This window comes from Anaerococcus sp. HMSC065G05 (assembly GCF_001812365.1).
GTDB lineage: Bacteria > Bacillota > Clostridia > Tissierellales > Peptoniphilaceae > Anaerococcus > Anaerococcus vaginalis.
The window spans coordinates 17,381-30,804 of sequence record NZ_KV808725.1 but is presented as its reverse complement, the minus strand read 5'-3'; the positions used below and the strand labels follow the sequence as shown (position 1 = coordinate 30,804).

General features: G+C 28.3%; 14 protein-coding genes. 9 read left to right on the top strand and 5 right to left on the bottom strand.

What is annotated here, in order from left to right; all coding sequences use genetic code 11:
* Nucleotides 1–94: 94 nt before the first annotated feature.
* The 5 genes from jag to rpmH are packed head-to-tail and all read right to left on the bottom strand — an operon-like array spanning nucleotide 95 to nucleotide 2,474.
* Nucleotides 95–964, bottom strand: coding sequence for an RNA-binding cell elongation regulator Jag/EloR (gene jag / locus HMPREF2852_RS08260; RefSeq protein ID WP_070607566.1), 870 nt, complete (start codon nucleotides 962–964; stop codon nucleotides 95–97).
* Nucleotides 930–1,688 (bottom strand): YidC/Oxa1 family membrane protein insertase, encoded by a 759-nt coding sequence (locus HMPREF2852_RS08255; RefSeq protein ID WP_004839606.1) that lies wholly within the window; start codon nucleotides 1,686–1,688, stop codon nucleotides 930–932. Before HMPREF2852_RS08255 ends, jag begins: the two co-directional genes overlap by 35 nt.
* Nucleotides 1,689–1,729: 41 nt before the next feature.
* Entirely contained in the window at nucleotides 1,730–1,942 is a 213-nt protein-coding gene (gene yidD, locus HMPREF2852_RS08250) for a membrane protein insertion efficiency factor YidD (protein ID WP_004839607.1), read from the bottom strand.
* Nucleotides 1,932–2,282, bottom strand: coding sequence for a ribonuclease P protein component (rnpA, locus tag HMPREF2852_RS08245; RefSeq protein WP_004839608.1), 351 nt, complete (start codon nucleotides 2,280–2,282; stop codon nucleotides 1,932–1,934). Before rnpA ends, yidD begins: the two co-directional genes overlap by 11 nt.
* A 57-nt stretch (nucleotides 2,283–2,339) precedes the next feature.
* Nucleotides 2,340–2,474 carry a 50S ribosomal protein L34 gene (gene rpmH, locus HMPREF2852_RS08240; protein ID WP_004815746.1) on the bottom strand — a complete coding sequence of 45 codons (135 nt, stop codon included), beginning with the start codon at nucleotides 2,472–2,474 and terminating at the stop codon, nucleotides 2,340–2,342.
* An 802-nt stretch (nucleotides 2,475–3,276) separates the two neighbouring features.
* On the opposite strand from rpmH, the gene dnaA reads away from it, so the two are divergent.
* From dnaA to HMPREF2852_RS08195, 9 genes are all read left to right on the top strand, one after another.
* Nucleotides 3,277–4,653 carry a chromosomal replication initiator protein DnaA gene (gene dnaA, locus HMPREF2852_RS08235; protein ID WP_070607563.1) on the top strand — a complete coding sequence of 459 codons (1,377 nt, stop codon included), beginning with the start codon at nucleotides 3,277–3,279 and terminating at the stop codon, nucleotides 4,651–4,653.
* Between the two features lie 232 nt (nucleotides 4,654–4,885).
* Complete coding sequence (dnaN, locus tag HMPREF2852_RS08230) at nucleotides 4,886–5,998, top strand: DNA polymerase III subunit beta (protein ID WP_070607560.1); 1,113 nt, start codon at nucleotides 4,886–4,888, stop codon at nucleotides 5,996–5,998.
* Between the two features lie 8 nt (nucleotides 5,999–6,006).
* The gene (locus HMPREF2852_RS08225; protein WP_070607557.1) at nucleotides 6,007–6,216 is read left to right on the top strand and encodes an RNA-binding S4 domain-containing protein; all 210 of its coding nucleotides are present in this window, start codon (nucleotides 6,007–6,009) and stop codon (nucleotides 6,214–6,216) included.
* On the top strand, nucleotides 6,216–7,289 hold the full coding sequence (recF, locus tag HMPREF2852_RS08220; RefSeq protein ID WP_070607553.1) for a DNA replication/repair protein RecF: 1,074 nt from the start codon (nucleotides 6,216–6,218) through the stop codon (nucleotides 7,287–7,289). Before HMPREF2852_RS08225 ends, recF begins: the two co-directional genes overlap by 1 nt.
* Before the next feature lie 14 nt (nucleotides 7,290–7,303).
* Nucleotides 7,304–9,208 (top strand): DNA topoisomerase (ATP-hydrolyzing) subunit B, encoded by a 1,905-nt coding sequence (gyrB, locus tag HMPREF2852_RS08215; protein WP_070607551.1) that lies wholly within the window; start codon nucleotides 7,304–7,306, stop codon nucleotides 9,206–9,208.
* A gap of 8 nt (nucleotides 9,209–9,216) precedes the next feature.
* On the top strand, nucleotides 9,217–11,658 hold the full coding sequence (gene gyrA / locus HMPREF2852_RS08210; protein ID WP_070607548.1) for a DNA gyrase subunit A: 2,442 nt from the start codon (nucleotides 9,217–9,219) through the stop codon (nucleotides 11,656–11,658).
* A 2-nt stretch (nucleotides 11,659–11,660) separates the two neighbouring features.
* Nucleotides 11,661–11,969, top strand: a complete 309-nt coding sequence (locus HMPREF2852_RS08205; RefSeq protein WP_070607545.1) for an STAS domain-containing protein — start codon at nucleotides 11,661–11,663, stop codon at nucleotides 11,967–11,969.
* A complete protein-coding gene (locus tag HMPREF2852_RS08200) occupies nucleotides 11,969–12,301 on the top strand; it encodes an ATP-binding protein (RefSeq protein ID WP_019118861.1) in 333 nt (110 codons plus the stop codon). Before HMPREF2852_RS08205 ends, HMPREF2852_RS08200 begins: the two co-directional genes overlap by 1 nt.
* Nucleotides 12,302–12,303: 2 nt before the next feature.
* Nucleotides 12,304–13,074: a SigB/SigF/SigG family RNA polymerase sigma factor gene (locus HMPREF2852_RS08195; RefSeq protein WP_004839617.1), complete on the top strand. Its 771-nt coding sequence runs from the start codon at nucleotides 12,304–12,306 to the stop codon at nucleotides 13,072–13,074.
* The last annotated feature ends 350 nt before the right edge of the window (nucleotides 13,075–13,424 follow it).

Sequence of the window (13,424 nt, the reverse complement as noted above, 5' to 3'; positions counted from 1 at the left end):
TTTACCTTTGACATAAACAAAATTTTCATTCTTTCCATATTATACATTAATTTTACCAATTAAAAAAGATGTTTCACGTGAAACATCCTTTATATTAATCTAATTTATAATCAACTACAACGTATCTTTTTGGTTCAATTCCTTCTGAGTGAGAATCAAGCTTATCATATTTTGAAATTTGCTCATGAGCAAGTCTTCTTTCATAGGAATTCATATATTTTAAGTTCCAACTTTTTCTTGTTTTTAGAACTTTTTTGCACGCCTTATCAGCTAGCAATACAATTTTATCATCGCGTCTTTTTTTGTAGTTGTTTATATCTATATTAAGCTTAACCTTGTTTGATCTTGCTTTTATAATTTTTCTTATTACAGTTTCAATTGCATCAAGGGTTCTTCCATTTTTTCCAATTACGATTCCTGTATCTTTTGGATCAATTTTTGCATCTAGCTTAATTATGTTATCTTCTAAATTTCCAATAACTTTTACATCTTCAAAGTGCATTTGGATTAAAATTTCTTCTAACAAATCTTTTGCCTTATAATAAAGACTTACTTCGTCTTCTTTTTGGTCAGAATCTTCTAATTCATCTTCAAAATCTTCTTCTATTAAGTCTTCAAAAGATTCATTTATTTCATCCAAATTTTCTTTTTCATCTAATTTATCTTCAAAAGAATTTTCTTCTTCTATTTTTTCTGATAAATCTTCCAAATCAAATTCTTTTTCTAGCTCTTTTTTGCTATCTTCTTCAATTTCTTTCATTAATGAATCAATTCCCTCATTAATATCTTCATCATAAGAAATTTTAACAACAGCATCTTTTTGTCCAATTAAACCTAAAAATCCTGTAGATTCTTCTTCTATAACTTCAATATCAACTTCATTTATTGATTTATTAATTTCTTTCAAAGCTTCATTAATAGCTTCATCTTTAGTTTTTGCTGTTTTTACTATTGATCTTTTCATCTTTTTCCTCTTTATCTCTTTTGCTTAGGCCAACTAAATATTGCCCTCCAAGAATTAAAAGTCTTGCAAGTGAGCTTGTTGTCCAATATAAAGGCAAACCTGCAGGAAGGTTTCTAAATACAAAATAATAAATTACTGGCATAGCCAAAAGCATATTATTCATAGAACCCATACCAGGAGTATTTTGAGCTTGACCTTGAGGTGATGTTTTCATTGTGAAAAGTTGAACACCTAATTGGCTTATACTTGTTAAAAGTGGCAAACCATAAAATAAAGGATCTGCCTTAGAAAGGGTTGGTACCCATAAAAAATTATCTTTAACTTGGTGCATTTCACCTGCAAATATAAATTTATTTGGATTTTGAATAACCCTATATAAAGATAAAAGTATTAATAATTGGAAAATCATAACCAAACATGAAGATATTCCTGGTCCTACGCCTTCTTCCTTATATAATTGTTGCATTTTTTGTTGCATAATTTGAGGATCGTAGGCATATTTTTTCTTAATTTCTTCAACTTTTGGCTGAATTTCTCCACTTTTTGCTGCTTGTTTTTGTTGATTCATAGTCATTGGTATAGTAATTAATGATACCAAAACTGTCATTAAAATTATTGAAATAGCATAAAAACTTATATTAGATGGTTCAGTAAAATTATTTACTAAAGAATCATAAATAAATTTCATTAAGCTACCCAATATTTGTGCTATAAAACTTAACATTATCTCTCCTAATCTCTAGTGTAAATATAAAAAATCAATTGCTAGGCCGGATCGTATCCTCCTTTAGAAAAAGGATTGCACCTTAGAATTCTCCAACAAGCCTTAAAAAAGGCCTTAAAAAAATTGTACTTTTTAAAACAGTCAATAGCATATTGGCTACAAGTAGGATAATATTTACATTTTCCAGAGCCTAATAGTGGAGAAATAAACAATTGATAAAATCTAATTAATATTAGAAAAAGTTTATTTAACATATCTAATTTTCTTGTCCTTAAAGGCTTTACTAAGTACGTGTCCCAAAGAAGATTTAAGTTTTTGGTAAGTAAAATCTGTGGTATGTTTTTTTGGAATAATAATTATATCTACATTATTAATATTCCTATAATTTTCATAAACAATTGCCCTAAGTCTTCTTTTAAGTTTGTTTCTTTGATTTGCCTTGCCTATTTTTTTAGAAATAGAAAAGCCAAACCTTGGCCTATTTACACCGTTATTTTTTATAAAAACGGTAAAATCTCTATTGTAGTAGTGCTTAGATTTTTTATAAACTCTTTCAAAGTCTACATTCTTTCTTAAACTAAATTGTTTTTCCATAAGAATAAAACCTAACTTCTAACTTATCTACAATATAAAAAAGCCGCAGCTTTTTTATTATGCAGATAATTTCTTTCTTCCCTTTTGTCTTCTGGATTTTAAAACTCTTCTACCAGCGGGAGTTGACATTCTTTTTCTAAAGCCATGGTCTTTTTTTCTTTTTCTTCTATTTGGTTGATAAGTTCTCTTCATATTATCACCTCCTATTATTTTACGCTGTCTTTTATTATATTTAAATAATGGTAGAAAGTCAAGGTTTTAAATATAAAAATACAAAAATTTAAATTAAAAATTAATGCTTAAATTTTATAGGTTTATATTTTTATTTGAAAATAAAAAATAATTCTTTAAATTTTTAAGAATTTAAAATTTTTGTGTGTAAATTTCTAATTTTTTTCAAAATTTTAATGCTAATATAAGTTTTATAAATTTTATACAAATATCCATCGAATTTAAATTATTATTTATGTGTGGATAAGTTTTTTTAATTATATTTTATACACATACAATTTTGATTGTTCTTTATTTGAATAATTTTTAAATTTCTTGAAATATTTTTTTAATAAATTCCTATAATCAAAGATTTACTCATAAAAATATTTACAAATTTTTATATTTTATCAAGATATCCACATTATCCACATAGTTTTAATTTTTCTAAATTTAAATTTATTTATCTTATCCCAAACTTATCAACAATTTGTGGATAACTTTACAAAATGGCTATATTAGTGTATAATCTCTTGTGTAAAAGATGATGATAAGTCTATTTTTTATTGATTTGCTTATATTTTTTGTGGATAAATTAATTGTATTATTTTATTTTTTTAAAAATAAGCAAAAATTTTCTCTAAAAATAAAGATTTATCCTATCCACATTAAAGTTATCCACAACTTATCCAAAATTTGGGGATAAGTCGAAAAATATAATTAACTTATTACAATTTACTATTTTGTTAAGTGTGGATAATATTTTATGAAAGAGAGCTGTAAGATGAATCTAGAATACATAACTAATGAATTAAAAGAAAAAATGAAAATGAATGTTCCAGATCTTCAACAATACGAAACTTGGATTGGAATTTTAAAACCACTAAATAAGTATGAAGATACTATTTATTTAGAAATTCCAAAAAATGATACTAAGTTTATTTTTGACCAAATTTGGGTTCCTCAACTCCAGTCTATTTTAAATGATATAAATAAGAGAGAAAATACGGCATATAAAATTGAAATTGTTGCCAAAGATGGACCTAATTATGATGAAGTTTTAAGTCTTGGAAAAAATGTTGATGATGATGGGCAACTAAGACTTAATAATGTAAATAAGTATCCTAAACCTCTTCTTGAAAAAAATAATGTTTTTAAAAATTTTGTCCAAGGAAAATCAAATCAATTAGCTCTTGCAGCAAGCCAATCTGTTGCTGAAAATATGGCTAATTATAAGGTTTCAAGAGTCTACAATCCGCTTTTTATTTATGGAGCAAGTGGTCTTGGCAAGACTCACTTGATGCAGGCAATTGCTCATGAAATTCTTGAAAAAAGAGATGATTGCTATGTGATGTATCTTTCTAGTGAGAAATTTACTAATGAAATGATTTCTGCTGTTAGAAATAATACTAATGAAGAATTTAGGAAAAAATATCGTTCTGTTGATATGCTTTTGATTGATGATATTCAATTTATTGCCAATAAAACTGGTACACAAGAGGAATTTTTTCATACTTTCGAAGATTTATATAATCAAGGAAAACAAATTATAATTTCATCAGATAGACCACCTAAAGAAATCAAACACTTGGAAGATAGGCTTGTATCAAGATTTGGTTGGGGAATTATAGTTGATATTTCAAAACCTGATTTTGAAACAAGGGTTGCAATTTTACAAAAAAAACAAGATGAGCTTGGAGCTGTCGTTGATTACAAAATTTTAGAATATATTGCAGAAAATATTGAAACAAATATTAGGGATCTTGAAGGAGCCTTGGCAACTTCAATTGCTTGTGCAAAATCAAATAATAGATCATTTGTAAGCCTTGAGGATGCAAGACTTGGTGTAAGTTCAAGAGTTCATAATGATAGAAAAAAAATAAATGCAGAAGATATTCAAAAAAAAGTTGCTGAAAGATACCATGTAAAACTTGCTGATCTTAGAGGAAAATCTAGGAAAAAAGAAATAGTTATGCCAAGACAAATTGCTATGTATCTTTGCAGGGATCTTTTATCAATTTCTTTGGTAAGTCTTGCCAATGAATTTAATAGAGATCATACAACGGTTATGCATGGTCATGATAAAATTAAAGATTTAATGGAAGAAGACCAAGATTTTAGGCAAGAAATAGAAGAAATTATTAAAGAAATAAAAGCTTAGTTATCCACAAATTGTGTATAAGTTTGAGGATAAGCTTGTTTATAAGCTTAACTTTCTAAAAAAATTATTTTAGCCTGTGGATTGTGTGGAAAAGTGGATGACTTATAAAAACTTATCCAAAACTTATTATTTGAGTTTTTAATTTATAAATAAAGCTTTGTAAGACTTATCCACATATATACACTGCCTAATACTAATACTACTAAGTTTATATAATATGTTAGGAGCAAACATGAAAATAGAAATTCAACAAAAAGATTTATCAAATAAAATTTCCATAGCTATGAAAGCTGTTTCGAGAAAAACCAATATACAAATACATGAATTAATATACTTTGAAGCAAAAAATGATACTTTAACACTAACATCATCAGATGGAGAAATATCTATTGTAACAAAAGCTAATTGTAAAGTAATACAAGAAGGCGAAATGGCAATAAATGCAAATATAATTGCAAATATCGTAAGAAAACTTCCAGATGAGCTAATAAAAATTGAGCTAGAAGATTCAAAAATAAAAATCAAATGCAATGGTTCAAACTTTAATATCCTAGCTTTTGATTATTATGAAAAGAAAAATTTCTCTATACCAAGCGTTGATTATTTAGAAATTCAAAATGATAAATTGAAAAGATCAATTTCACAAACAGAATTTGCAACAAGCTTGGACGAAACAAAACTTGCCCTTACAGGAATTTTATTTGAATTAAAAGATGGATATTTAAATTTTGTAGCCCTTGATGGTTATAGGGTTGCCCTTAAAAAATTAAAATTATCATATCCATCATCAATGGATAAGGCTAGGCTTATTATTCCAAGAAAATCTATTTCTGAATGGACAAGGATAATTGATGATGAAAAAATTACAAAAATTTATAAGGACGACAAGGATATAATTTTTGAATCTGGAGATACTACAATGTATTGCAAGGTAATTGATAAAAATTATATTGATTACACAAATATAATTTCAGATATTTCCACAACTAGCCTTGTTGTTGATAGGCAAGAACTTATTAATTCTTTGGAAAGAGCTCAATTATTAAACAATACCCAAAGAGCAAATCTTATAAAAATAAATATAGAAGATGATAAGTGCCTAATCGAATCAAATTCTGAAATTGGAGATTTGAAAGAAGTTTTACAAATTAAAAAAGAAGGCGATGATGTAAAAATTGCTTTTAATGCAAGATATTTGATAGAAGGAGTTAAGGCTTGTGATACCCAAACTATAAGAATGCATTTAAAATCATCTTTAAATCCATGCCTAATTTATCCAAACGAATCAAAATATGATGATGAAGAATTTACTTATCTTGCACTTCCAGTTAGACTTGCAGAATAGGAGTTTTTATGGAAAAGATAGAATTTGAATGCGAAGAGATTTTAGCAAAAGATCTTTTAAAGGCAACGGACATAGCCCAAAGCGGAGGAGAAGCCAAACATCTTATAAAAGAATATGGAATTTTGGTAAATGGCGAAGAATTTTTCCAAGCTGGCAAAAAACTTTATAAGGGCGATAAAATAGAATTTGACAATCAATTTTTAATAAGTCTTGTATAATGTGGATTCAAAATTTAAAACTCAATAAATTTAGAAATTATCTTTCTCAAAATATAGAATTTAATGAAAATATAAATATATTTTTGGGAGATAATGCCCAAGGAAAAACAAATTTACTTGAAAGTATATATTATTTGGCAAATGCAAAAAGTTTTAAATCATTTAGGGACAAGGACCTTATAATGTTTAATGAAAAAGAAATGTCCCTTGATGGAATTATTAGAAAAAATCAATCTTTTAAAAATGTTCATATAGATGTAAATGAAAATAAAAAAGATATTTTTGTAAATGAAATAAAATATGACAAAAATAAGGATTTAAAATCTCTTTTCAAGTTGGTTTTATTTACACCAGAAGATTTAAATATAATAAAAGATGGGCCAAATTTTAGAAGAGACTTGATTGATGATATAATAATTAGTGTTAATTTTAGCTACAAGGCAGTTAAAAAAGATTTTGATAAAATTTTAAGCCAAAGAAATAAATTATTAAAAAATCAAAGGTCAAAATATTTTAAAACTGAGCTTATGGCATTTGACCAGCAAATAATTAGGCTAAATTATAAAATTTATAGGTTTAGGGAAAAATATATTTCCCTAATAAATACCTATGCCAATAAAAATCATTTGAATCTTACAGAAAATAAGGAAAATTTAACCATAATTTATAAGCCAAACATCAAAGCAAATTCAATGGAAGAATATGGTGGAATATTTATGGAAAATATTTCTGATGATTTAAAATATTATAGGACTACATCAGGCAGTCAAAGAGATGAAATTGATATAATAATAAATGGCAAAGATACAAAAAAATTTGGATCTCAAGGTCAACAAAGATCTGCTATTTTAAATATTAAACTTGCCAATGTAAATTTAATAGAAAATACTAGCCAAGATAAGGCGATAATCTTATTTGACGATGTTTTTTCAGAACTTGATGAAAAAAGATCAAATTTTTTATTGGAAAATTTAGGAGAATTTCAAACAATAATTACAGCAACAAACACCAAAAGTTTGGATGGGGTTAGTAGGAGTAAAATTAGAAAAATAAAAGATGGTCGAATTAAATAATAGAAAGGAATCTTATGGAAAATTCAGAATATAATGCATCGAACATTAGGGTCTTAAAAGGACTTGAGCCAGTAAGACTAAGACCTGGAATGTATATAGGTTCAACAAGCGAAAGGGGACTTCATCACTTAGTTTACGAAGTTGTAGACAATTCTGTTGATGAGGCTCTTGCAGGTCGTTGTGACTACATAAAAATTAGTATAGATGAAAATAATATTGTAACAGTAGAAGATGATGGTTCAGGAATTCCTATTGAAAAGCATCCACAAACTGGAAAATCAACCTTAGAAACAGTTCTTACAGTTTTGCACGCTGGAGGAAAATTTGACGATAAGGCTTACAAGGTTTCAGGAGGACTTCACGGAGTAGGAGTTTCAGTTGTAAATGCTCTAAGTGAATATTTGATTGCAGAAGTAAAAAGAGAAGGTCATATTCATAGAATGACTTTTGAAAGAGGAAAACCAACAAGTGATCTTGAAATAATTGGGGATACAAAAGAAAGTGGAACAAAAATAACTTTTAAAGCAGATCCAGAAATTTTTGATGTAACTGTTTATGATAAAAAAACCCTAGAAAATAGATTTAGGGAAATGGCCTTTTTAAATAAGGGAGTAAGACTTATTTTTGAAGATAAAAGAGATGAGTCAGAAATTGAATTTAAATATGACGGTGGAATCAAAGAATTTGTAGAATATTTAAATAGAAATAAAACTCCAATTTTTAAAGAAGTTCCATATTTTGAAGGACGTCAAGAATCTACAGAAATAGAAATTTCTTTTCAATATACAGATGGATATAGCGAAAATATCCTAACATTTGCAAATAATATTTACACCCTAGAAGGTGGAACTCATCTTTCAGGATTTAGGTCAGCTTTGACAAGAAGTGTAAATGATTATGCTAGAAAATATAATTTATTAAAAGAAAATGAAGATAATCTTCAAGGAGATGATGCAAGAGAAGGAATTACTGCAATTATTTCAGTAAAAATTTCAAATCCTCAATTTGAAGGACAAACAAAGGGAAAACTTGGAAATAGCGAAGTAAGAGGAGCAGTTGATGCCTTTTTCTCAGAGCACATGGGAAATTTCTTAGAAGAAAATCCAAAAATCGCTAAATCAATAATTCAAAAAGCCCTAGCATCTAGAAGGGCAAGAGAGGCTGCAAGAAAGGCAAGAGATTTAACAAGAAAAAGATCAATTCTTGATTCAACAACTCTTCCAGGAAAACTTGCTGATTGCCAATCACAAGATATAGGAGAAAATGAAATCTTTATAGTCGAGGGTAATTCAGCCGGTGGATCTGCAAAAGGCGGTCGTGACAATAGAATTCAAGCAATTCTTCCTCTAAGAGGAAAAATAATGAATGTAGAAAAGGCAAATCTTGATAGGATTTTAAATTATGAAGAGATAAAATCAATGATTACAGCTTTTGGTACAGGAATTGGTTCGGAATTTGATATAAGTAAACTTCGTTATGGAAAAATTATAATTATGACAGATGCCGATGTAGATGGGGCTCACATTAGAACCTTACTTTTGACATTTTTCTACAGATACATGAAACCACTTGTTGATGGAGGACATATTTATATTGCCCAACCACCACTTTATAAAATTTCAAGTGGAAAAAAAGAAAGATATTGCTATACAGATAAAGAGTTAGATGAAATTGTAAAAGAATGGAAAGTAGATAATTACAAAATTTCTAGATACAAGGGTCTTGGAGAGATGAACGCAGAGCAATTGTGGGAAACAACTATGGATCCAGAAAACAGAGTCTTACTTCAAGTTTATGAAAAAGAAGATTCACAAATGTCAACAGACGCAACATTTTCAATGCTAATGGGTGAAAAGGTAGAACCTAGAAGAGAATTTATAGAAGAAAACGCCCAATATGTTGAAAACTTAGATGTCTAGGAGGATAAATGACAGAAGAAAGCTATAAAAATATCATAGAGGTAGATCTCGAAAAGCAAATGAGAAGTGCTTACTTGGAATATTCCATGTCAGTAATTGTTTCAAGAGCCCTACCAGATGTACGTGATGGATTAAAACCAGTTCATAGAAGAATTTTATACGGAATGGAAGGACTTGGACTTGATCCAAATAAGCCAACCAGAAAATCAGCCAGAGTTGTCGGAGAGGTTATGGGTAAATTCCACCCTCATGGAGACTCTGCAATCTACGATGCCCTTGTAAGACTTGCTCAAGATTTTTCAACTAGGTATCCTTTGGCAAGCGGTCAAGGAAACTTTGGTTCAATTGATGGCGATGACGCGGCAGCAATGCGTTATACAGAAGTTAAAATGAGCAAAATTGCCAAGGAAATGCTTAGAGATATAAACAAAGATACAGTTGATTTTATGCCAAACTTTGATGAAGAAGAAAAAGAACCAACAGTTCTTCCATCAAGATTTCCAAATCTTTTGGTAAATGGATCAAATGGTATAGCAGTAGGAATGGCAACCAATATGGCTCCTCATAATTTGGGAGATTCAATTGATGCTTGTATTGCTTATATGAAAAATCCAGAAATTTCTATAAAAGAATTGGCAGAAATTATAAAAGGACCGGATTTTCCAACTGGAGCACAAATTCTTGGAAAATCTGGAATCAAAAAAGCCTACAAAACAGGACGTGGAAAATTAAAACTTCGTGCTGTTGCAAAAATTGAACCTTTCAAAAAAAATAGGGAAAGAATAATTGTTACAGAAATTCCTTACCAAGTAAACAAGGCAAATTTAATCAAAAAAATTGCTGAATATGTTAAAGATAAAAAACTTGAAGGAATTTCAGATATTAGAGATGAATCCGATAGAAAGGGAATGAGAATTGTAATTGAAGTAAAAAGGGATGCAAATGCAAATATAGTCCTAAATAATCTTTACAAACAAACTCAACTTGAAACAACTTTCGGAATTATAAATCTTGCCCTTGTTGATGGAGTTCCAAAAATTCTTGACTTAAAAGAACTTATAAAATACTACATTGAACATCAAAAAAATGTAGTAAGAAGAAGAACAAGATTCGACCTTGACAAGGCTCAAAAGAGAAAACACATAGTTGAAGGTTTGATTATTGCCATTGATAATATCGATGAAATTATAAAAATAATCAGATCATCTTATGATAACGACCAAATCAAAAAAATATTTAATGAAAGATTTGGCTTAACAGATTTACAATCTCAAGCAATTCTTGATATGCAATTAAAAAGACTATCAGGTCTTGAAATTGAAAAATTGCAAGCAGAAGATAAGGAATTAGCTGAAAAAATCGAATATTTCACATCAATTTTAAATGATGAAGAAAAATTAATTGGCGTTATTGAAGAAGAAATTTTAGAAATAAAAGAAAAATTTGCTGATGACAGAAGAACAAAAATTGTTCCAGATGAGGGAGAATTTGATATTGAAGAATTAATTGAAAAAGAAGACGTATTAATTTCTTTAACTCATGATGGTTATATAAAAAGACTTCCAATAAATACTTATAAGGTACAAAATAGGGGAGGAAAGGGAATTTCCGCTGGAAATACAAAGGAAAATGACTTTATCCAAAAAATTCTTACAACAAACACTCACGAATCCCTACTTTGTTTTACAAATCTTGGAAGAGTTTATTCACTAAAATGCTACGAAATTCCAGAAGCAAGCAGGCAATCAAGAGGTCAAGCTATAATAAATATAATTTCTCTTGCAACAAATGAAAAAATAACTGACATAATGGAATTGTCAGAGCTTAGTGACAACAGCCAATTAGTTTTCCAAACTGAAAAGGGAAAAATCAAAAAAACTGATGCCCAATTATTTACAAATATTCAAAGAAATGGAATCATAGCAATTTCACTTGAAGATGATGATAGACTTGTTTCAATTAGGCAAATAGATCATCCTTGTGATATAATTGTAACAACTCAAAAAGGAATGGCAATAAAATTTGCCTCATCAGACATCAGATCTATGGGAAGAAACGCTCAAGGAGTAAGGGCAATTAGACTTGGAGATGATGATAAGGTTGTGTCAATGAATATAGTTGAGGATGAAGTTTATTTGGTAGTTGTAACTGCAAATGGTTTTGGTAAAAAAACATCCTTCAATAATTTTAACAATCAAAATAGGGGAGGAAAAGGTGTAAGATGCCACAAAATTACAGAAAAAACTGGAGATTTGGTAGCAACTCTTCCTGCTAATTTGGATGATGACATAATGATGGTTTCCTTAAAAGGAGATATGATTAGGATATCAGCAAGAGACATATCAACAACAGGTAGAAATACCCTAGGAGTAAAATTAAAGAATTTAGAAAATACTGAGGACTATATTGTTTCTGTAACCAAATATTATGAAGAAAACAGCGAGGACTAGAAATGTTTAAGGCAAATATTGAAGAAAAAAATGATCACTTACTAGTAAAACTTATTGGGGATTTAGACGTTTATTCAAAAGAAGATTTTTCTAAATTTTGCGATGAGTCTTTAAAAAATACTGATACAGATTTTATAATAGACCTTGAAAAATTGGATTATATAGATTCAACAGGCCTTGGTATGTTTATAAATATATACAAAGACCAAAAAGAAAAAGATAAAAGTGTAAAAATAATTAATCCAAAAGAAAATATCAAAAAATTATTTAAAATAACAGACATAAGTGATTTATTTGAGATGGAGGAATAATGGATACCATAAGTTTAACAATTCCACCAAAAACCATTTATTTAAAATCAATGAGACTTTTAGCAGCAAGCCTTGCAAGCGACATTGGCTTTGACATAGAAGAAGTCGAAGATATAAGAGTTGTTGTATCAGAAGCAATAAATTATAAAATGAGCGATAGAAATATAAAAATAAATTTCTATACAAAAGAAAATTTAATGAAAGTAGAAGTTATAGGAAAAGATAGGGAAATTGAAGAGGAAAATCTAAAAATAAAACAAATTATCCTTGAACAATTAGCAGACAAGGTAGAAGTTGTTGAAGATAAGATAATACTTACAAAAGAGAAATAATTATGGCAGATACAAAAGAATCTCTTGAAAGAAAAAAAGAGATCAAAGAAAAATTTGAACAATTTTATAAAACAAGGGACAAGGATCTGAGAAATGAGCTTATAGAAGATCATATGTATATAGTCGACATCCTTTCCAACAAATACGTAGGAAAAGGAATCGAAAAAGATGACCTTTATCAAGTAGCATCTCTTGGTCTAATCTATGCCATTGATAGGTACGATCCATCAAAAGGATATGAATTTTCATCCTTTGCAACCCCAACAATAATGGGCGAGCTTAAAAGATATTTTAGGGATAAAGGCTGGGTAATAAGAGTTCCAAGAAGAATTCAAAATCTCTACAAAAAAATAAATGTAGCCAAAAAAATTCTTCCACAAGAACTCCAAAGAACTCCAACCATAAAAGATATTGCAGCTTACCTTGGAGAAGACGAAGAAACAATTCTTGAAACAATAGAGGCAAGCAAGGTTTATTCTCCACAAAGTTTGGATATGAAATATCAAGTCCAAAAAGGAGAAAATTCTGTAGATTTATCCGATATGATAGGAGAAGACGACAAAAATTTTGATTCAGTAGAATTAAAAGATTTGATAGATAAGTCAACCGAAAGACTAAACGACTTAGAAAAACAAATTTTAGAATTAAGATACTACGAAGGAAGAACTCAAGTAGATATAGCAAATAAACTTTCTATTTCTCAAATGACAGTATCAAGAATAGAGAAAAAAATTCTACAAAAATTCACAATAGAAATGCAAAAAATGCAATAATAACTAGCAGTTTATCTGCTAGTTATTTTTTTGAAAATTTTTAAAAATTTAAGAAAATTTCTCAAATATTTTTTGAAAATATAATTTTTTAAATTTTATAAATTACAATTTAGTCTATTAATATGCAAATGAAGCAAAACTTATTATTTCAATAGTTTAGCTTAATAAATCAAAAAAAATCTCTGATTTTTCTACAAAAAAAACTTAAAATTTTGTATAAATATAAAAATATAAAATTTAAAAAAAAAATTTTTTATTTAAATTTATTGGAATTATCAGCAATAAATGGAGTTTGACAAAAACATAAATATAAACTATAATGTATTCATATAAATCAAAAATAAAAAAGA